Below are 19,143 nucleotides of genomic sequence, written 5' to 3' on the forward strand. Positions count from 1 at the left end.
CGGCGCTGTGCGCCTTCCCACCCAGGATTGCTCGCGTTGCCGCTGCGCATGGGATGCGGCATTCTGGCGGCCGTTTGTCCCCCGGATTTCCCGCGTGCGCCCAGCCCTCCGACTGCTGCCCCTGCCGTTGTGCATCGCGTTCTCGCTCAGCGCCATGGCCGCCGAAGAGCGCCCCGAGGACTGGCGGCTGTGCCCGCTCGAGGATGCGGTACCGGTGTTCCCGGATGCACCGCCGCCGATCGGCAGTTCCGCCGACCGCGAGGACATGCCCACCGAGATCGGCGGCGACGCATTGTCGGGCGTGTACGGCGAGGAGACCCGGCTGCGCGGCAATGCGACGCTGCAACGTGGCGACCAGTTCCTGGCCACCGACAGCCTCGACTTCAACCAGGAGACCGGGCAGTACGTCGCCGAAGGCAGCGTGCGCTACCAGGATTCGGGCATGCGCATCGTCGCCGAGCGCCTGCACGGCAACCAGGGCACGGACACCCACGAGATCGAGAACGTCCGCTACCAGCTCATCGAGCGGCGCGGCAATGGCGGCGCCGACCGTGCCGAGCTGGTCGGCGACGTGGGCTCGCTGTACGGCTCGACCTATTCGACGTGCCCGCCGGGCGACCGCCACTGGGAGCTGCGCGCGCGGCAGATCGATGTCGACATCGAAAGCGGCTGGGGCACCGCGCGCGGCGCCTCGCTGCACCTGGGCCGGTTCCCGATCCTGTACATGCCGTACTTCAAGTTCCCGGTCGACGACCGCCGCCAGACCGGCCTGCTGTACCCGGCGATCGGTTACTCCGGCCGCAACGGCTTCGACTACGCACAGCCGATCTACCTCAACCTCGCGCCGAACTACGACATGACGCTGGAGCCGCGCTACATGGCGCGCCGCGGCGTCATGCTCGGCACCGAATTCCGCTACCTCACCCGGAACGGCGGCGGCCTGCTGAACGTCGAATACCTGCCGTCGGACAAGCTCACCGAGCGTGACCGCCAGCGCGAGATCGACGAGGGCATTCCGGAGGAGAACCGCCGCGAGGACGACCGCGGCATGTTCCACCACTCCAACAGCCACCGCTTCAACGGCACCTGGCACACCTCGACCAACCTCAACTGGATCAGCGACCCGCGCTACCTCGAGGACATGAGCAACAGCCTCACCTCGCAGTCGCCGGTGAACCTCACCAGCAGCACCGGCATCTTCGGCCGCGGGCGCTACTGGGACGCCGGCCTGATGGCCGACTACAACCTGCTGTCCGACTACACGCTGCCTGAGGCCGTCCTGCCCTACAACCGGCTGCCGCGCCTGTTCGGCAACTGGGAACAGCCGGTGATGCCGTGGCTGGTCGCCGGCCTCAGCACCGACGCCACGCGCTTCGAGCACACCAGCGATGGCCGACCCGGCGGCAGCCGCTTCGACGCGAAGCCCTTCGTGTCCGTGCCGCTCGAAGGCGCGGCGTGGTTCGTGCGGCCGACGCTTGCCTATCGCTACACGCGGTACCAGCTCGACCAGGAGCTCGCCGACCAGATCGGCGCACGCCTCGGCCAGCCGGCCGAGCGCGCGCCCAGCCGCAGCCTGCCCATCGCCAGCGTCGATGCCGGCCTGTTCTTCGACCGCCAGACGATGTTCCGTGGCGACAGCTATGTGCAGACGCTCGAGCCGCGGCTGTTCTACCTGCGCACGCCCTACCGCAACCAGGACAACCTGCCGGTCTTCGACACCGGCTCGATGACCTTCAGCTGGGGCCAGCTGTTCCGCGACAACCGCTTCTCCGGCGCCGACCGCCAGGCCGATGCCAACCAGATGACGGTGGCACTGACCACGCGCCTGATCCGCGAGTCCGACGGGCTGGAGAAGCTGTCGGCCAGCATCGGCCAGATCCGCTACTTCGACGACCTGCGGGTGTGGCTGGATCCGGGCACGCCGCCGGTGGAATCGGGCGAGTCGTCGTGGGTGGCCGAAGGTGCGTATGCCATCAACGACCGCTGGAACCTCAACGCGAGTTACCAGTGGGATCCGCGCGACCGCCGCGACGACCTGGTCAGCATCCGCTCGCGGTACCTGATCGGCGACGACGGCATCGTCAATCTCGGCTACCGCTACCGTCGCGACCTGCTCGAGCAGGCGGACTTTTCCTTCCTGTACCCGATCAACGCCTCCTGGAGCGTGGTCGGCCGCTATTACTACTCGCTGCAGGACCGCCAGCTGCTGGAAGGCATCGCCGGCCTGCAGTGGGACAGCTGCTGCGTGACCGTGCGCCTGGTGGGCCGTCGCTACGTGCGCAACCGCCTCGGCGAGATGAACGACGCCATCCAGCTGGAAGTTGAACTGAAGGGGCTGAGTTCGCTTGGCGCCAACACGGAGGACCGTTTACGCCGTGCTATTCTCGGCTATTACCGAGACGACCTCTATCTCGTCCCGCCGTCCGACCTGATCGGCGAGCCTGTCGAAACCGACCCCCTGCCATGAACAAGACCCTCCTGTCCCTGCTGGCGGCTGCACTGCTGGCTGCTTCCCCCATCCACGCGCAGGACATCGTGCCGCTCGAGCGCATCGCCGCCGTGGTGGACGAGGACGTCATCCTGCAGAGCGAACTCGACCGCGCGGTCGCCAACGTGCTCGCGCAGTACGCGGGCCGCAGCGACCAGCTGCCGCCGCGCGAGATCCTCGAGCGCCAGGTGCTGGAGCGGCTGGTGCTGGTGCGCCTGCAGACGGCCCGCGCCGGCCAGATGGGCGTGCGCGTCAGCGATGCCGAAGTGGACGGTGCGGTCGGCATGATCGCGCAGCAGAACGGCTTCACGCCCGACCAGTTGCGCCAGCAGCTCGCTGCCGACGGACTGTCGTTCGACGAGTTCCGCAGCTCGCTGCGCGAGGAACTGATGGTGCAGCGACTGCGCCAGCGCTTCGCGCAGACCCGCATCGTGGTCAGCGATGCCGAGGTCGACGCGGCGCTCGCCGGCGATGCGGTCAACCGCCAGTACCAGCTCGCGCACATCCTGGTCGCACTGCCCGATGGTGCGACGCCCGAGCAGATCACCACCGCCGAGGAAAAGATCGAGGGCATCAAGGCCCTCGTCGAGCGCGGCGAGATGGCGTTCCAGGCCGCGGCGGTCCGCTATTCCGACAGCCCCAACGCGCTCGAGGGCGGCAGCCTGGGCTGGCGCTCGCTCGACGAGATTCCCACCGCCTTCTCCGGCGCCGTGCAGTCGATGCAGCCCGGCGAGGTCCTCGGCCCGATGCGCGGCCCCAGCGGCTTCCAGCTGCTGCAGCTGGTGGAAGTGCGCGATGCGCAGAACGCCGGCAGCGTCACCCAGTACCAGGCGCGCCACATCCTGATCCGCAGCGGCGGTGACGTCAGCGACGAGCAGGCCCGCGCCCGCGCGCAGACCCTGCGTGCACGTGCTGCGGGTGGCGCCGACTTCGCCGAACTGGCCCGCGAGAACACCGACGATCCGTCCTCGCGCGAGCGTGGTGGCGACCTTGGCTGGTTCACCATCGACCAGTTCGGCCCGGACTTCGGCGCCCAGGTGGCCGGCATCGAGGACGGCGCGATCAGCGAGCCGTTCAAGACCCAGGCCGGCTGGCACATCGTGCAGCGCGTAGGCACCCGCCAGGCGGCGGCGGATAACGACAACCGTCGCGCCCAGGTGCGCGAGGCCATCGGCCAGCGCAAGCTGGAAGACGAGTGGAACCGCTTCCTGCGCGAGATCCGCGGCGAAGCCTATGTGGACGTGCGCAGCGCCGCCGCGCCGGCAGGCACCGGCGGCTGAGCATGCGACGTCCCCGGCTCGCGCTGGTCCCGGGTGAACCGGCCGGCGTCGGGCCGGAGCTGTGCATCGCGGCACTGGCCCGCGACTGGGATGCCGATCTTGTCGTCTATGGCGATGGCGATACCCTGCGCCGCGCGGCCGACACAACCGGCCAGCCGATTCCCCGCCTGATCCCCCACGACGCGCCGGCCGACGCTCCGGGCGTGCGCCTGGTCGAATGTCGCAATGCACGGCCCGCCCGCTTCGGCGAGCCCGATCCGGCCAACGCGACGGCGGTGATCGGCGCCCTGACCGCGGCGGCCGATGCCTGCCGGTCCGGCGCCTGCGACGGCCTCGTCACCGGTCCGGTGCACAAGGCGGCGATCAACGACGGCGGCATCCCCTATACCGGCACCACCGAACTGCTGGCGCGCCACGCCGGCTGCGACGTGGTGATGATGCTGGCCAACGACATCGTCCGCGTTGCGCTCGCCACCACCCACCTGCCGCTGCGTGACGTCGCCGACGCCATCGATGCGCCCTTGCTGGAACGCGTGCTGCGGACGCTGCACGACGCCCTGCGCAGGGACTTCGGCCATCCGCAACCGGTGATCGCGGTGCTGGGCCTGAACCCCCATGCCGGCGAGGACGGCCATCTCGGCCGCGAGGAACTCGACCTCATCGCGCCGCTGCTGGAACGCCTGCGCGCCGAGGACGGCTTCGACCTGCGTGGCCCGCTGCCGGCCGATACCGCCTTCCTGCCGGCGCGGCTGGCCCGGTTCGATGCGGTGCTCGCGATGTACCACGACCAGGGCCTGCCGGTGCTGAAGTACAGCGGCTTCGAGCAGGCGGTGAACCTCACCCTCGGCCTGCCCTATCCACGCGTCGCGGTCGATCACGGCACCGCGCTCGACCTTGCCGGTCGTGGCGTCGCCGATCCGTCGAGCCTGTTCGCGGCGATTACGACCTGCGCGCAGCTGGCCCGCCGCCGCACTGCGGACGCGCGCGCATGACGGAACCTGCAACGACGCCCACGATCGGCTGGGACGATTTCCAGCGCGTCGAGTTGCGCGTGGGCCGGGTCCTGTCCGCGCGCACCTTTCCCGAAGCGCGCAAGCCTGCCTATGTGCTGGAAGTCGATTTCGGCCCGGAGATCGGCGTGCGCCGATCCAGCGCGCAGATCACCGATCTCTACACGCCCGAATCACTGGTCGGACGTCTGGTCGTGGCGGTGGTTAACTTCCCGCCCAGGCAGATCGGCCCGCTGATGTCGCAATGCCTGGTCACCGGCTTCCACGACGCGCAGGGCCGGGTGGCGCTGTGCGTGCCGGATGCCGACGTCCCTCCCGGAACCCGACTGCTTTGAGCATCGATACAACCGACACCGGCTTCGGCCGCGCCAAGAAGGCGCTTGGCCAGCACTTCCTGCACGAGCGCGGGATCATCGACCGCATCGTGCACGCGATCGACCCGCGTCCTGGCCAACGCATCGTCGAGATCGGCCCCGGCCAGGGCGCGCTGACCTTCCCGTTGCTGCGCGCACACGGCGCGCTGACGGTGATCGAGTTCGACCGCGACCTGATTGCACCACTCACTGCCGCGGCTGCACCCCTGGGCGCGCTGGAGATCGTGCACCGCGACGTGCTGAAGGTCGACTTCGGCGAACTCGCCGGCAGCGGCGGCACGCTGCGCCTGGTCGGCAACCTGCCCTACAACATCTCCTCGCCGATCCTGTTCCATGCACTCGACCACGCCGACGCCATCGTCGACATGCACTTCATGCTGCAGAAGGAAGTGGTCGACCGCATGGCCGCGGGCCCGGGCAGCAAGGTGTACGGCAGGCTGAGCGTGATGCTGCAGGCCTGGTGCGACGTGACACCGCTGTTCACCGTCGCGCCGGGCGCCTTCCGCCCGCCACCGAAGGTCGATTCGGCGGTGGTGCGGCTGGTGCCGAAGGCACGGACGCAGGTCCCCATCGACGATCCGCTGCGGTTCGCGGCGGTGGTTCGCGCGGCCTTCGGCCAGCGTCGCAAGACCCTGCGCAACGCACTGGGTGCGCTGCTCGACGCCGATGCGATCGCCGCTGCGGGCATCGACCCGGGGCAACGCGCCGAACAGCTCGAGGTCGCCGACTTCATCGCCCTGTCGAAGGCACCGGCCGACGCATAGCCTGCGCCTTGCAGCAGCGCGTCACCCGCTCTTTGCGGTCGCGGACGATACACTGTGCGCATGGACGAACGACCGGACTACACGCTGGAAATCCAGATCGCGACGCGTTTCCTCGACGAGGAATCCGAGCCGGACCACGACCGCTACGTGTTCGCCTACACCATCCGCATCCGCAACCTCGGCCGCCGTGCCGCACAGCTGGTGTCGCGCCACTGGATCATCACCGACGGCAACGGCAAGGTCGACGAAGTGCATGGCGAAGGCGTGGTCGGCGAGCAGCCGCTGATCGAGCCGGGCGAACAGTTCGAGTACACCTCCGGCGCGGTGCTGGAAACCGCGGTCGGCAGCATGCAGGGCCGGTACGACATGGTCGGCGAGGACGGCACGCGCTTCGACGCACCGATCCCGCCGTTCACGCTGTCCGTCCCGCGCACGTTGCACTAGGCCGCACGCATGGCGGTCTGGGCAATCGGCGACCTGCAGGGCTGCTACGCACCTACGCAGCGTCTGCTCGAGAAACTGCGTTTCGACCCGGCGGTCGACCAGCTCTGGTTCTGCGGCGACCTGGTCAACCGCGGCGGCGAGTCGCTGGAGACGTTGCGGCTGGTGCATTCCCTGCGCGAATCCGCGCGCGTGGTGCTGGGCAACCACGACCTGTCGCTGCTGGCGATCGCCGAACGCGACGAGGCGCAGCAGCGCCGGGTCAATCCCGACCTGCAGCGCGTGCTGTTCGCGCCGGATCGCGACGAATTGCTGGGCTGGCTGCGTGGATGCCCGCTGCTGCATGTCGACCGCGCGCTGGGCTGGATGATGGTGCACGCGGGCCTGGCGCCGAAATGGACCACGCAGATGGCCGAGGCGCATGCGGCGGAAGTCGAGCAGCGCCTGCGTGGCGGCAACCGTCACAAGCTGCTGCGGAACATGTACGGCGACAAGCCGGCGTGGTCGCCCGGATTGCGCGGCGTCGACCGCGACCGCGCCATCATCAAACGTGTTCACCCGCATGCGTTACTGCACGCCGCGCGGGCGCATCGCCTTCGAGGAGAAGGGCGCGCCCGGCACCCAGGTCGCCGGGCTCTACCCCTGGTACGAAGTCCCCGGCCGCGCCGAGCGTGACCTGAAACTCGTCTGCGGCCACTGGTCCACGCTCGGTCTCTTCATCGGCCATGGCGTGCACGCGATCGACACCGGCGCGGTGTGGGGCGGCAAGCTCACCGCGTTGCAGCTCGATACCCGACGAGTTGCGCATCGTGCAGGTGCCGGGACGCCAGCTTGCCGAGGGCGAGCGCAGCCGCGGCTGAGCGGCGACACGGACGGCGACGACCTCAGCGTACGCGCCGGTAGTCGACGTAGGCGAACGCGAACGCATGCCGCGTATCGGCCGCATGGTGTTCGGCGGGGCCCGCCGCCCACTGCGATGCGTCCCAGGCCGGGAAGAACGCATCCGCGTCCTCGACCTCGGTATCGACGTGGGTGAGGTGGAGGGTGTCCGCCAGCGGCAGCGTCATCGCGTAGATCTCGCCGCCGCCGATGACGCACAGCTCCGGTACGTCGAGCGCCAGTGCGTCATCGAGCGAGGCGATGGCACGCATGCCGGCAAACGGCGCGCGCCCCGAGCGTGTCAGCACCAGGTTCTCGCGCCCGGGCAGCGTCCGGCCCAGTGACTCCGCGGTACGGCGGCCCATCAGCACCGGTTTGCCGAGCGTCAGCGCCTTGAAGCGCCTGAGGTCATCGGGCAGGTGCCACGGCAGGGCGTTGCCACGGCCGATCGCACGGTGGCGATCGAGTGCGGCGACAAGGCTCAGTCGCGTCATCGTTCAGACCGCGATCGGCGCCTTGATCGCCGGATGCGGTTCATAGCCGACGATCGCGATGTCGTCGTAGTCGAACGCGAACAGGTCGGTCACCTGCGGGTTGAGCTGCAGGGTCGGCAACGGCCGCGGCTCGCGGGCGAGCTGCTCGCGCGCCTGTTCGTAATGGTTCGAATACAGATGCGCGTCGCCGAGCGTGTGCACGAAGTCGCCCACGCCCAGGCCGGTCACCTGCGCCACCATCTGCGTGAGCAGCGCATAGCTTGCGATGTTGAACGGCACGCCGAGGAAGATGTCCCCACTGCGCTGGTACAGCTGGCAGCTGAGCCTGCCGTCGACCACGTAGAACTGGAACAGCGCGTGGCAGGGCTGCAGCGCCATCGCCGGCAGGTCGGCCACGTTCCAGGCGCTGACCACCAGCCGGCGCGAGTCCGGGTTGCGGCGGATCTCGTCGACCACCCAGCGGATCTGGTCGATCTCGCCACCGCGGCCATCGTCCCAGCGCCGCCACTGCTTGCCGTAGACCGGACCAAGCTCGCCATCGGCATCGGCCCATTCGTCCCAGATGCCGACCCTGTTGTCGCGCAGGTAGCCGATATTGGTCTCGCCCTTCAGGAACCACAGCAGCTCGTGGACGATCGAGCGCAGGTGCAGTTTCTTGGTGGTGACCAGCGGGAAGCCCGCGTTGAGGTCGAAGCGCATCTGCCAGCCGAACACGCTGCGCGTACCGGTCCCGGTGCGATCGGACTTCTCCGTCCCGTGCTCGAGCACATGCCGGAGCAGATCGAGATAGGCGCGCATGTCAGCGCGCGCCCGACGCCGCGGCTTGTGGCTCCAGCACCGGCGCCGCACGCGACTTCCAGAACAGGAACAGGCCAAGCGCGATCAACGGCAGGCTCAGCACCTGGCCCATGGTCAGCCAACCGAATGCAAGGTATCCGAGCTGTGCATCGGGTTCGCGGACGAACTCGACGATGAAGCGGAACACCCCGTAGCCGAGCGCAAAACTGCCGGAGACCGCGTAGCGACGGCGCGGCTTCATCGAGTAGATCCAGACGATCGCGAACAGCACCACGCCTTCGAGGAAGGCCTGGTAGAGCTGCGACGGATGTCGCGCATGGACGTCGAGCGCACCGCTGGCATGCAGCGTGCGCAACGAGTCGAGATCCATGCTCCAGAACGGCTGCGGCAATGCCTTGGGAAACACCACGCCCCAGCTGCCGTCGGTGGTACGACCCCAGAGTTCGCCGCCGATCCAGTTGCCGATGCGGCCCACGCCCAGCCCGAGCGGCACCAGCGGCGCACCGAAATCCATCACGTCGAAGAAGTGCAGCCGCTGCCGGCGCGCCCACAGCCATGCGGCCAGCAATACGCCGAGCAGGCCACCGTGGAAACTCATCCCGCCTTCCCAGGGCCGCAGCAGCATCGTCGGATCGGCGAGGAAGTCGCCGAAGGCATAGAACAGCACGTAGCCGACGCGCCCGCCGAGGATGACCCCGAACATGCAGTAGAACAGCAGGTCGCCGAACGCGTTGTAGTCCACGCCGGGCAGCCGGCCGGCGCGGATGCGCGTGCGGCCCAGCAACCAGGCGCTCGTGAACGCGACCAGGTACATCAGCCCGTACCAGTGCACCTGCGGATGGAACTGGCGGCCGAACAGTTCGAATGCCGGCAGCGAGAAGGCGACGGGATCGATCTGGTGCAGGATCGTCATCGGACTGCGGCTCCTCCGCTCATGCAGGCCCGACCAGCGACGCCGACCGGGAAATCATCGCCGCGGTCAACGCGGCATCGGATGCCGTGGCTCGTCCACCGGCGGCAGCACCTCGCCCTGGTTGCGCATCGTGTTGCGCTTGGCCCACAGGTTGAGGATCTCCACGAACGCGGAGAAGCCCATCGCGCCGTAGATATAGCCCTTCGGAATGTGCAGGCCGAACCCGTCCAGGGTGAGGTACACGCCGATCAGCACGATGAAGGCCAGCGCCAGCATCTTGACCGTCGGATTGGCGTCGATGAAGCGGCCCAGCGGCTGCGCGGCGAGCAGCATCACCGCCACTGCGATCAGGATCGCCGCCACCATCACCGGCACGTAGTCACCGGCCATGCCGACCGCGGCGATCACCGAATCCAGCGAGAACACGATATCGATCACCGCGATCTGCGCGATCACCGAGCCGAACGAGGCCGTAGCCGCGCCCGCGGTGCTGGTGTCGCCATGCTCGTCGCCCTTGAGCTGCTCGCGGATCTCCATCGCGCCCTTCACGATGAGGAACAGGCCGCCGAGGATCAGGATCAGGTCGCGCACCGACACGCCGCGGCCGAACAGTTCGAACAGCGGATCGGTCAGCCGCGCCAGCCACGCCAGCGTCAGCAGCAGGCCGACGCGGGTGATGCACGCCACCGCGATGCCGAACTTGCGCGCGAACTCGCGCCGCTCCAGCGGCAGCTTGCCCACCGCGATCGAAATGAACACCAGGTTGTCGATGCCGAGCACGATCTCGATCGCGGACAGCGTCACCAGCAGGATCCACACCTGCGGGTCGGTCAACAGTTCCATCATTGTCTTTGTCGCCCTTGTCGGATCCGGCCGTGGCCGGTCAGAGCCAGCGCGGGAGCAGGATCAGCCCCCACACCAGCAGTACGTTCAGCATCGCCACGAACACCGCGGCCGATCCCATGTCCTTTGCGCGCCCGGCCAGCTCATGCCACTCGCCGCCGAAACGCTCGATCACCGCCTCGATCGCGGAGTTGAGCAGTTCCACCGTGAGGACCAGCAGACAGCTGCCCAGGAGCAGCGCACGCTCGATACCGTTGCTGCCCAGCCACAGTGCCAGCGGCGCCAGCACGACCAGCAGGCAGACCTCCAGCCGGAACGAGGACTCGTGCAGCCACGCCGCACGCAGGCCCTGCAGTGACCACAGTGTCGCCTTCCACATCCTCGCCGGCCCGCGCGGCCAGTGTCCGGTGCCGTCCATCGTTCACGCGTTGTCCTGTCCGGCCGGCGCGGGGCCGGTAGGGACGGGTCGCACGCCGCGGAGCGCGGGCAATACGGAAAACACGGCGGTCATGGACATCGAGGCGCGGGCACTGTGACGGGCCGGAAGCCCGACATTCTGCCACAGCGGGCGCAGGCGCCGTCAGCGTGGCGCGCCCGGGTTTGCATCGCGCCAGTCGCCCTGCTTGACTGACGGACCACCCCGCCGCGCGATATCGATGCCGCTGTTTCCGCTCCGCCTGTTCCGCACCCTGCTGGCTGCCGCGTTGCTGTGGGCCGGCGTCGCCATTGCCAGCGTGCCGTCCACCGATGTCCCGCCGCTGGATCCGGTGTCGTCGCCGGGGTGGATCGAGGACATGGCGCGCTTCGCCGCCGAGGATGCGGCACGTCCGCCACCGCAGCGGCCTGTCGTGTTCACCGGCAGCTCCTCGGTACGGATGTGGCCCGACCTGGAACGCGCGTTCGGCGACCTGCCGGTGCTCAACCGCGGCTTCGGCGGCTCGCAGTTCCGCGACGCCGTGCATTACGCCGACGAGATCACCATCCGTTACCGCCCCGGCCGCGTGCTGATCTACTCCGGTGACAACGATCTGATGTCTGGCCGCAGCCCAGCGCAGGTGGCGGCGGACGCACGCCGCTTCGCCGAACGCGTCCATCGCGAGCTGCCCGGTACGCCGGTGGCCTTTATCGCCATCAAACCGAGTCCGCTCAATGCACACCTGATCGACGACCAGCGCGAGGCGAACGCACTGATCGCCGACTGGGCCCGTCGCCAGCCCGACATCGACTACATCGACGTATTCACGCCGATGCTCGATGCCGCGGGCCAACCGCGTGGCGAACTGTTCCTCGATGACGGCCTGCACCTCAATGCCCGGGGCTATGCACTGTGGCGCCAGGTCATCGGTGCCTACCTGGGTCGATGACGGCCCACACCAGGCGTGACCCGTTCGCTCAGCCGGGCACGCGCCCGCCGGCGATCGGCCACGACTTCCACCTGCTGACCTTCCCGACCGGAGCCTGCCATGTCCAACCCGTTCGCCCAGACCGCTCCCGTCGCGCTGCTACCCGACGATGCCGCGTACGCCGCCCTTGCTGCCGCCGCCATCGCGCCGGTGCGTGCGGCCGCCGACGACCGCGTGCGGGTGCGCATCGAGCGCATGGACACGCTGGGGACGTGGGCATTCGTGCAGGGTCGGCTCGAAGCGCCCGATGGCTCGCGACCGGACTACGCCGGGACCACGTTTGCCGAGCGCGCCGCGCAGGGTGGCATGTCCGATCTCCATGTGGCGCTGCTGCGCCACAAGGGCGACGCGTGGGTGCTTGTCGACCACGCGATCGGCCCGGCGGATGTCGCCTGGCTCACCTGGCCCACTAAGCACGCGGCGCCGCGCCAGCTTTTCGGGTTCTGAGCTGCGCGTCGGTGCTGCGTCCGGGGCGCTCGGGGCACGGGGCGGCGCCACGCCGGTCATCAGCAAACCGGGGGGATCGGTTCCAAGTACGCAAAAGGCCCGGTATGAAACCGGGCCTTTCACCTGCCGCGCTGCCGTCAACGTGGCGGCGTGATGATCTCGTAGCGCCCGGACGCGCCGCCCCAGCTGATGCTCTGGGTACCGTCATTGTTGACGTTGTTGGAGCCGATGAAGCGCGGCTGGCCGTTCTCGAAGCCGGCGAACAGCACCACGTGCGACTGCCCATCGCGCTGCATCAGCACCACGTCGCCGGGGCGGGCGTTCTGCAGCGACACCGTCTGCCAGCCGTCGCCCTTGAGGTTGCTCGCAAGCTGGTCCACCGAGGCGCTGCCCTGGCCGGCGTCGATCACCCCGGCCTGCTGCAGGCAGGCGGAGACGAAGTTGGCGCAGTTGACGTTGTCCGGCACCCAGGTCTGCATGGGCAGCTGGCCGCTGTGCTTGAGCTCGCCGACATGGGTGCCGAGGAACTGCTGCGCGATCGATGCCGCGTTGCCGCCCTGTGCGGCCACCTCCCGGCCGGAGACGCGTTGCGTGCCGACGGCCGTGGCGGTACCGCCGTCGGTGTCCGCCCCGCCCAATCGCAATGAGGCACCCGCATAGATCAGGTTCGCATCGCGGATATCCGGGTTCAGCGCCATCAGCGCGTCGACGGTGGAACCGGCCCGCTGGGCGATCTGCGACAGCGTGTCGCCCCAGGCAATGGTGTGGTTTCCGATCGCGGTCATCGTGTCGTCCGGCATGCAGCGTTGGAGGATGCATGCAGTCTCGGCGCCAGCCGGCCATACGGACAAGCCGGGGGCGACCCGGATGGGGTCGACCCGAGGTTGCGGTCGGCCGGGGTCATTCGTCGGCGAAGATCGCCACGCCACGGCGGCCGTCGGCGTCGATCCAGCCGCGGTACATGCCCGGGGTATTGAACGGCAGCGCGATGTTGCCCTGCGCATCCAGCGCGATCACCCCGCCATCGCCGCCCTGTGCCGGGATGACCTCGCCGATCACGTGGCCCGCCGCATCGGCCAGGCTGTCGCCGCGGTAGGCCACGCGCGCACAGATGTCGTGCGCGACCGCGTTGCGGATGAAGAACTCGCCCCAGCCGGTGGCCGACACGCCACAGCGATCGTCCGCCCAGGTGCCCGCGCCGATGATCGGCGCATCACCGACGCGGCCCCAGCGCTTGTTGGTCATGCCGCCGGTGGAAGTGGCCGCGGCGATGTGGCCATGGCGGTCGAGCGCCACCGCGCCCACGGTGCCGAAGTAGGCGTCGCGCGCAGCCGGGACGGCGTGGCCGGCCTGTCGCTGCGCCTCGTTGGCCTGCGCGCGTTCGAGCTGCTCGCGCCGCTGAGGGGTGTCGAACCATGCATTGGGGACGCGCTCGAGATCCGGATGGTCGTCGGCGAAGCGCTCGGCGCCATCGCCGATCAGCATCACGTGCGGCGACTGCTCCATCACCCGGCGCGCGAGACGCACCGGGCTGCGCACGGTCGACACCGCAGCCACCGCACCGGCGCGACGCGTATGGCCTTCCATCACCGACGCATCGAGCTCATGGCGACCTTCGGCATTGAATACCGCGCCCTTGCCGGCGTTGAAGCGTGGCGATTCCTCCAGCACCCGCACGCTGGCCTCGGCCGCATCGAGCGCGCTGCCGCCGCGTGCCAGTACGGCGTGGCCGGCATCGAGCGCCGCATCGAGCGCTGCACGTATCTCGCGTTCCGTCCCGGCAGGCATCGAGTCACGTTCGATGACGCCGGCACCACCATGGATCACCAGCGCGGTCGGTTGCGTCTGCGCCAACGCGACGTGCGCAGGCAGCAGAAGAAGCACGCAGCAAAGCAGGAAAGGACGCATATCGATCTCCCTGTAGACCGCCGAAGCATAGCAACGCGGACCGGCGCCGATTCCGCGCAATGCGGTGACGCAACGCGTCAAACGCGGTTCCGGCGACGGCCCTGCAAACGCTTGCATCGACGGGGAACGGGTCTACGACACAGTTCAGGTCTGTTGCGCATCGCAAACGGGGCAGCCCGTGTGCACCGGTGGTTGACAGCCGCCGGGCCGATCACTGCATCTCAATGGTGCATCCCGGGGGGATCGGACATCACGTTCTTCATTGGAGGAAGTCATGCTCAAGCAACGCGTGCTCGTACTCGCACTATCCGTCGCACTGTCCGGCACCGCGCTCGCCGCGGAACTGCGCCAGGCCGAACAACCGGTTCCCGGCCAGTACATCGTCGTCTTTCACGAGGACGGCGTCCGCACCAGGCTCGCCGACGCGCGTGAGGGCGGGATCGACGCGACGGCCAAGGCCGCGCGCGTGGCGGAAGTGGAGAACATGGTCGTCGAGATCGCCGCCCGCCATCCGGTCACCGTCGACGCGGTGTATTCGCATGCGCTGCAGGGGATGGCGGTACGTGCCGACCGCCGGGTCATCGAGAAGCTGCTGCACGACCCGCGGGTGGCCTATATCGAGGAGGACGGCTACGTCACCCTGTCGGCCACGCAGAACAACGCCACCTGGGGCCTGGATCGCGTCGACCAGCGCGACCGTCCGTTGAACGGCACCTACGTCTACACGCCGACCGCGTCCAACGTGCGCGCCTACGTCATCGATTCCGGCATCCGCACCGGCCATACCCAGTTCGGCAGCCGGCTGCTGTCCGGCTACTCGGCGATCAGCGACGGCCGTGGCACCAACGACTGCAACGGCCACGGCACCCACGTCGCCGGCACCATCGGCGGCTCCACCTGGGGCGTGGCGAAGCAGGTACGGCTGGTCCCGGTGCGCGTGTTCGGCTGCACCGGCGGCAGCACCAATTCCACGATCATCGCCGGCATCGACTGGGTGCGCGCCAACCGGGTGCTGCCGGCAGTCGCCAACATGAGCCTGGGTGGCGGAGCCTCCACCGCCACCGACAACGCCACTAACAACCTGATCAACAGCGGCGTCACCGTGGTGGTCGCGGCCGGCAACGACAACGCCAACGCCTGCAACTACTCGCCGGCACGCGTCACCAACGCGGTGACGGTGGGCTCGACCACGTCCACCGACGCACGCTCGTCGTTCTCCAACTTCGGCAGCTGCGTGAACATCTTCGCGCCCGGCTCGTCGATCACCTCGGCGTGGTCGACCAGCACCTCGGCCTCCAACACCATCAGCGGCACGTCGATGGCCTCACCGCACGTCGCGGGGGCGGCGGCGCTGTACCTGACCAACAATCCGTCGGCGTCGCCTGCCACGGTGCGCAACTGGCTCTACACCAACGCGACCACCAACCGCCTGACCGGCATCGGCAGCGGCTCGCCGAACCGCTTGCTGTACACCCGCTAGTCCGCGACGGCCCGCCACGTTTCCCTCGTCGGGCGGGGCATGCCGGCATCGCAGGGCCGCACTCACCGGTGCGGCCCTGTTTCCGTTACTGCCGCAGTGCTTCGATGGGATCGAGCTGCGAGGCCTTGCGCGCCGGGTAGTAACCGAAGAACAGCCCGGTGGCGACGGAGAAGCCCGCGGCCATGCCGATCACGTTGGCGTTCAGCGCCACCGGCAGCGAGCCCATGCGACCGACCAGCAACGCGCCGACCACGCCCAGCGCGATGCCGATGGCACCGCCGATCAGCGAGATCAGCATCGCCTCGGCGAGGAACTGCCGCCGCACGTCCGAGGGGCCGGCGCCGACCGCCATGCGCAGGCCGATCTCGCGGATCCGCTCGGTCACCGACACCAGCATGATGTTCATGATGCCGATGCCTCCCACCACCAGCGAGATGGTGGCCACCGCGCCCAGCAACAGCGACATCAGGCGGGTGGTGGCGGTGCGCGTGGCGACGATCTCGGCCATGTTGCGCACGGTGAAGTCGTCCTCGTCGCCCGGACCGATGCGGTGGCGCTGGCGCAGCAGCGCCTCCAGTTCGGACTGCACGTAGCCGAGGTCGTTGACGTCGTTGACGGTCAGCGCGATCTGCATCACCGCGCGCGGTGGCAGCCCCATCGCACCGAGCAGGCTGCGCCGGCCGGTCGCCATCGGCACCATGATCACGTCGTCCTGGTCCTGCCCGAAGCCGCCCTGGCCCTTCGGCGCCAGCGTGCCGGCGACGGTGAACGGCACCCGGCCGAGGCGGATGGTTTCGCCCACGCCGCTGGCATCGCCGAACAGTTGCCGGCGCACGGTCTCGCCGAGAATCGCCACCTTGCCGGCGCCGGTGTAGTCCTGCGGCTGGAAGCCGTCGCCATCGGCGAGCACCCAGCCGTTGATGGCGAAGAAATCCGGCTGCACGCCCTGCCAGCTCGCCGCCCAGTTGTTCTCCGCATACACCGTCTGGGTGTTGCCGCGCAGCGCGCCCGACACGTACTGCACCTCGGGGATTTCCTCGCGGATCGCCTCGACGTCGCCCTCGGTCAGGGTGAAGAAGCTCGACGATGCGCCGCGCGCGCCGCCCGGGCCGCGACGCGAACCGGGCGAGATGTCGAGGCGCTGCGAGCCGAGTCCGGACACCAGCTTGTCGAGTTCGGCCTGGGTGCCCTGGCCAACCGACACCATCACGATGACCGCGGCGATGCCGATGATCACGCCCAGCGAGGTCAGCGTGCTGCGCATCCAGTTGCCGCGCAGGGCGTGGATGGCGGTGCGCAGGATGTCGGAGAAGTTCATCGCACCTCCTCGTGCAGTTCGCCGTCGCGCATGACGAAGGTGCGGTCCGCGTGCGCCGCGACCTCGGCGTCATGGGTGATCAGCACCACGGTGTGGCCGTCGTCGCGCAGGCGCTTGAACAGCGCCAGGATTTCCTCGCCGGTCTTCGAATCCAGCGCGCCGGTCGGCTCGTCGGCGAGCAGCACCGGCGGCTGGTTGATCAGCGCGCGCGCGATCGCCACGCGCTGCTGCTGGCCACCCGAGAGTTCATTGGGCCGATGCCCGGAGCGCGCGCCAAGACCGACCGCCTCCAGCGCCGCCTGCGCACGCTCCACGCGCTCCGCAGGCGGCACGCGCGCATAGCCCATCGGCATTGCCACGTTCTCCAGCGCGGTCATCCGTGGCAGCAGGTGGAAGCCCTGGAACACGAAGCCGATCTTGTCGCGACGCAGCTCGGCCAGCGCCTCGGCGTCGAGCGTGGCCACGTCGATGCCATCGCAGAGGTATTGGCCGGCGGTCGGCGTATCCAGGCAACCGATCAGGTTCATCAGCGTCGACTTGCCGGAGCCCGACGGCCCCATGATGGCGACGAAATCGCCATGCGCGATGCGCAGGTCGACGTTGTCGAGCGCGACCACCTCCGCTTCGGTACCGGCCGAGTACACCTTGCCCAGGCCGCGGGTCTCGATCACAGGGACCGCTGCAGTCATGGCGCCGCGCGCTCGCCGGTGATTACCAGGTCGCCTTCCTGCACGGCGCCGGCGATCTCGGTGGCGCTGCCATCGCTGGCGCCCACGCGCACCATCACCGCCTGCGGCTGGCCGTCGACCAGCCGGTACAGCGGTGCACGACGCGCGCCCACCGTGGCGTTGAGCGCGCGATCCCACTGCGCGCGCTGGTTGTCGTCGAGGGTGGCGCGGAACGCGGCGAAATCCTGCTGGTAGCGCTGCAGCATGCGCTGGCGGATCTGCGCAGCCATGTCGCCACCGCCCGAGGTGACCACGCGCATGCCCGGCCCGCCGAACATGCCGCCGCCTGCACCCGGTGCCGGCGCGGCCGCCTGGCGCGCGGCCATGCGTTCGCGGATGGCAGCCAGCGCTTCATCGAACGCGGACTGCTGCTGCGCGGTGGGTTCCAGTGCCTGCGCGGCCTTGGCGAGGTCGTCGGCGACACCACTGCCACCGCCGGCGCGCGGGCCAGGGCCTTGCGACGCGGCCAGCTGCGCGTCACTGGGCTTGTAGCGCAGCGCGGCGTTGGAGACCTTGAGCACGCCGTCGCGGCGGCTGACTTCGATCTCGGCGTTGACCGTCAGCCCGGGCAGCAGCGTGCGGTCGCTGTTGTCGACGCTGACCACCACCGGGTAGGTGATGACGTTGTTGGTGTTGGTCGCCGACAGCCGTACCTGCGCGACCTCGCCGCGGAACTGGCGATCCGGAAATGCATCGACGCTGAAGGACACGCCTTGGCCGACCTCGACCTGGCCGATATCGGCCTCGTCGACTTCCAGCTGGATCTGCATCTTCGACAGATCCTCGGCGATGGTGAACAGCTCCGGCGCCTGCAGGCTGGCGGCCACGGTCTGGCCCGGCTCGATATTGCGCACCAGCACCACGCCATCGACCGGCGAGCGGATCACCGTGCGCTCCAGGTTGACCTGGCTGGTGCGGGTGGACGCGGTCTGCTGGGCGATCTGCGCACGCGCCGCGTCGCGCTGCGCGCGTGCCTGGTCGAGCGCGGCACGCGACAGGTCGACGTCGGCGCGTGCGACCAGCTGGGTGTTGCCGAGGTCGGACTTGCGGCGATGGTCGAGCTCGGCATTGCGCAGCGCGGCCTCGGCCTGCGCGAGCGAGGCGCGCGCGCTCAGCACCTGCGCGTTGCCCTGGTCGATCTGCGCCTGGTAGGTGCTCGGGTCGATGCGGGCGATGACCTGTCCCGCCTCCACCGTGTCGTTGAAGTCGACCAGCACGTCGGTGACCTGGCCGGAAATCTGCGAGCCCACGATGACGGTGCTGGTCGCGCTCAGCGTGCCGGTGGCGGAGATCGCCACGCGGATGTCGCCACGTTCCACCGGCGCGGTGCGCCAGGGTCCCTCGCCGGTCGAGGCACGGCTGCCCTGCCACCACCACGCGCCACCGGCGACCAGCGCCAGCGCGATCACGGCGAGCGCCGGCTTGAGGAAGCGCGGGGAACGGCGCGGACGGGTGGCACGGGAAGACGGGCTGGCTGGGCTCATGGCGTCGAAAAAGTGGAGATCAGGACAGGGAACGCGCGCGGGCCGCGCACGTTGACAGGCCTGCGGCGGGGACGCCAGCGCCATGACGGCG

At 69.2% G+C, this 19,143-nt stretch carries 19 protein-coding genes and 2 pseudogenes; 10 read left to right on the plus strand and 11 right to left on the minus strand.

The annotated features are described in order from the left end of the window. Positions 1–94 precede the first annotated feature (94 nt). From lptD to E5843_RS11300, 7 genes and pseudogenes are all read left to right on the plus strand, one after another. Complete coding sequence (lptD, locus tag E5843_RS11270) at positions 95–2,467, plus strand: LPS assembly protein LptD (protein WP_244240770.1); 2,373 nt, start codon at positions 95–97, stop codon at positions 2,465–2,467. Further along, positions 2,464–3,768 carry a peptidylprolyl isomerase gene (locus tag E5843_RS11275; protein ID WP_134674031.1) on the plus strand — a complete coding sequence of 435 codons (1,305 nt, stop codon included), beginning with the start codon at positions 2,464–2,466 and terminating at the stop codon, positions 3,766–3,768. Before lptD ends, E5843_RS11275 begins: the two co-directional genes overlap by 4 nt. A gap of 2 nt (positions 3,769–3,770) precedes the next feature. Then, positions 3,771–4,760, plus strand: coding sequence for a 4-hydroxythreonine-4-phosphate dehydrogenase PdxA (pdxA, locus tag E5843_RS11280; RefSeq protein ID WP_141065999.1), 990 nt, complete (start codon positions 3,771–3,773; stop codon positions 4,758–4,760). Beyond that, on the plus strand, positions 4,757–5,113 hold the full coding sequence (locus E5843_RS11285) for a tRNA-binding protein (protein WP_136412675.1): 357 nt from the start codon (positions 4,757–4,759) through the stop codon (positions 5,111–5,113). The genes pdxA and E5843_RS11285 overlap by 4 nt, the downstream gene beginning before the upstream one ends. A 2-nt stretch (positions 5,114–5,115) precedes the next feature. Then, positions 5,116–5,916: a 16S rRNA (adenine(1518)-N(6)/adenine(1519)-N(6))-dimethyltransferase RsmA gene (gene rsmA / locus E5843_RS11290; protein WP_244240877.1), complete on the plus strand. Its 801-nt coding sequence runs from the start codon at positions 5,116–5,118 to the stop codon at positions 5,914–5,916. 60 nt (positions 5,917–5,976) lie between these two features. Continuing rightward, positions 5,977–6,360 carry a Co2+/Mg2+ efflux protein ApaG gene (apaG, locus tag E5843_RS11295; protein WP_134674035.1) on the plus strand — a complete coding sequence of 128 codons (384 nt, stop codon included), beginning with the start codon at positions 5,977–5,979 and terminating at the stop codon, positions 6,358–6,360. A gap of 9 nt (positions 6,361–6,369) precedes the next feature. Continuing rightward, positions 6,370–7,217: pseudogene (locus E5843_RS11300) on the plus strand (symmetrical bis(5'-nucleosyl)-tetraphosphatase). 24 nt (positions 7,218–7,241) lie between these two features. On the opposite strand, the gene E5843_RS11305 reads toward E5843_RS11300, so the two are convergent. The 5 genes from E5843_RS11305 to E5843_RS11325 form a co-directional block, all read right to left on the minus strand. Further along, positions 7,242–7,730 (minus strand): dihydrofolate reductase, encoded by a 489-nt coding sequence (locus E5843_RS11305; RefSeq protein WP_208542750.1) that lies wholly within the window; start codon positions 7,728–7,730, stop codon positions 7,242–7,244. A gap of 3 nt (positions 7,731–7,733) precedes the next feature. Then, the gene (locus tag E5843_RS11310) at positions 7,734–8,528 is read right to left on the minus strand and encodes a thymidylate synthase (RefSeq protein WP_141066000.1); all 795 of its coding nucleotides are present in this window, start codon (positions 8,526–8,528) and stop codon (positions 7,734–7,736) included. A gap of 1 nt (position 8,529) precedes the next feature. After that, positions 8,530–9,441: a prolipoprotein diacylglyceryl transferase gene (gene lgt / locus E5843_RS11315; RefSeq protein ID WP_141066001.1), complete on the minus strand. Its 912-nt coding sequence runs from the start codon at positions 9,439–9,441 to the stop codon at positions 8,530–8,532. Between the two features lie 66 nt (positions 9,442–9,507). Continuing rightward, positions 9,508–10,287 carry a TerC family protein gene (locus tag E5843_RS11320; RefSeq protein ID WP_141066002.1) on the minus strand — a complete coding sequence of 260 codons (780 nt, stop codon included), beginning with the start codon at positions 10,285–10,287 and terminating at the stop codon, positions 9,508–9,510. Positions 10,288–10,324: 37 nt separating this feature from the next. Next, positions 10,325–10,702 (minus strand): diacylglycerol kinase, encoded by a 378-nt coding sequence (locus E5843_RS11325; RefSeq protein ID WP_134674041.1) that lies wholly within the window; start codon positions 10,700–10,702, stop codon positions 10,325–10,327. A gap of 238 nt (positions 10,703–10,940) precedes the next feature. On the opposite strand from E5843_RS11325, the gene E5843_RS11330 reads away from it, so the two are divergent. Then, entirely contained in the window at positions 10,941–11,648 is a 708-nt protein-coding gene (locus tag E5843_RS11330) for an SGNH/GDSL hydrolase family protein (RefSeq protein WP_136412680.1), read from the plus strand. Between the two features lie 99 nt (positions 11,649–11,747). After that, positions 11,748–12,134, plus strand: coding sequence for a hypothetical protein (locus E5843_RS11335; RefSeq protein ID WP_136412681.1), 387 nt, complete (start codon positions 11,748–11,750; stop codon positions 12,132–12,134). A 137-nt stretch (positions 12,135–12,271) separates the two neighbouring features. Here the strand turns inward: E5843_RS11335 and E5843_RS11340 are convergent, their stop codons facing one another. Further along, positions 12,272–12,919 carry a C40 family peptidase gene (locus tag E5843_RS11340; RefSeq protein WP_208542751.1) on the minus strand — a complete coding sequence of 216 codons (648 nt, stop codon included), beginning with the start codon at positions 12,917–12,919 and terminating at the stop codon, positions 12,272–12,274. A 115-nt stretch (positions 12,920–13,034) separates the two neighbouring features. Continuing rightward, on the minus strand, positions 13,035–14,042 hold the full coding sequence (locus E5843_RS11345; RefSeq protein ID WP_136412683.1) for an isoaspartyl peptidase/L-asparaginase family protein: 1,008 nt from the start codon (positions 14,040–14,042) through the stop codon (positions 13,035–13,037). Between the two features lie 274 nt (positions 14,043–14,316). On the opposite strand from E5843_RS11345, the gene E5843_RS11350 reads away from it, so the two are divergent. Continuing rightward, a complete protein-coding gene (locus E5843_RS11350) occupies positions 14,317–15,522 on the plus strand; it encodes a S8 family peptidase (RefSeq protein WP_208002213.1) in 1,206 nt (401 codons plus the stop codon). Positions 15,523–15,607: 85 nt separating this feature from the next. Here E5843_RS11350 and E5843_RS14610 read toward each other — a convergent pair whose 3' ends face one another. From E5843_RS14610 to E5843_RS11365, 4 genes and pseudogenes are all read right to left on the minus strand, one after another. Further along, complete coding sequence (locus tag E5843_RS14610) at positions 15,608–16,030, minus strand: ABC transporter permease (protein ID WP_425478415.1); 423 nt, start codon at positions 16,028–16,030, stop codon at positions 15,608–15,610. Between the two features lie 69 nt (positions 16,031–16,099). Continuing rightward, a pseudogene (locus tag E5843_RS14615) lies at positions 16,100–16,840 on the minus strand (ABC transporter permease); the annotation flags it as partial. Further along, positions 16,837–17,529: an ABC transporter ATP-binding protein gene (locus E5843_RS11360; RefSeq protein WP_141066003.1), complete on the minus strand. Its 693-nt coding sequence runs from the start codon at positions 17,527–17,529 to the stop codon at positions 16,837–16,839. The pseudogene E5843_RS14615 and the gene E5843_RS11360, both read right to left, overlap by 4 nt. Further along, positions 17,526–19,052, minus strand: a complete 1,527-nt coding sequence (locus E5843_RS11365; RefSeq protein ID WP_141066004.1) for an efflux RND transporter periplasmic adaptor subunit — start codon at positions 19,050–19,052, stop codon at positions 17,526–17,528. The genes E5843_RS11360 and E5843_RS11365 overlap by 4 nt, the downstream gene beginning before the upstream one ends. Positions 19,053–19,143: the final 91 nt, after the last annotated feature.

This window comes from Luteimonas yindakuii (assembly GCF_004803715.2).
GTDB classification, from domain to species: Bacteria; Pseudomonadota; Gammaproteobacteria; order Xanthomonadales; family Xanthomonadaceae; genus Luteimonas; species Luteimonas yindakuii.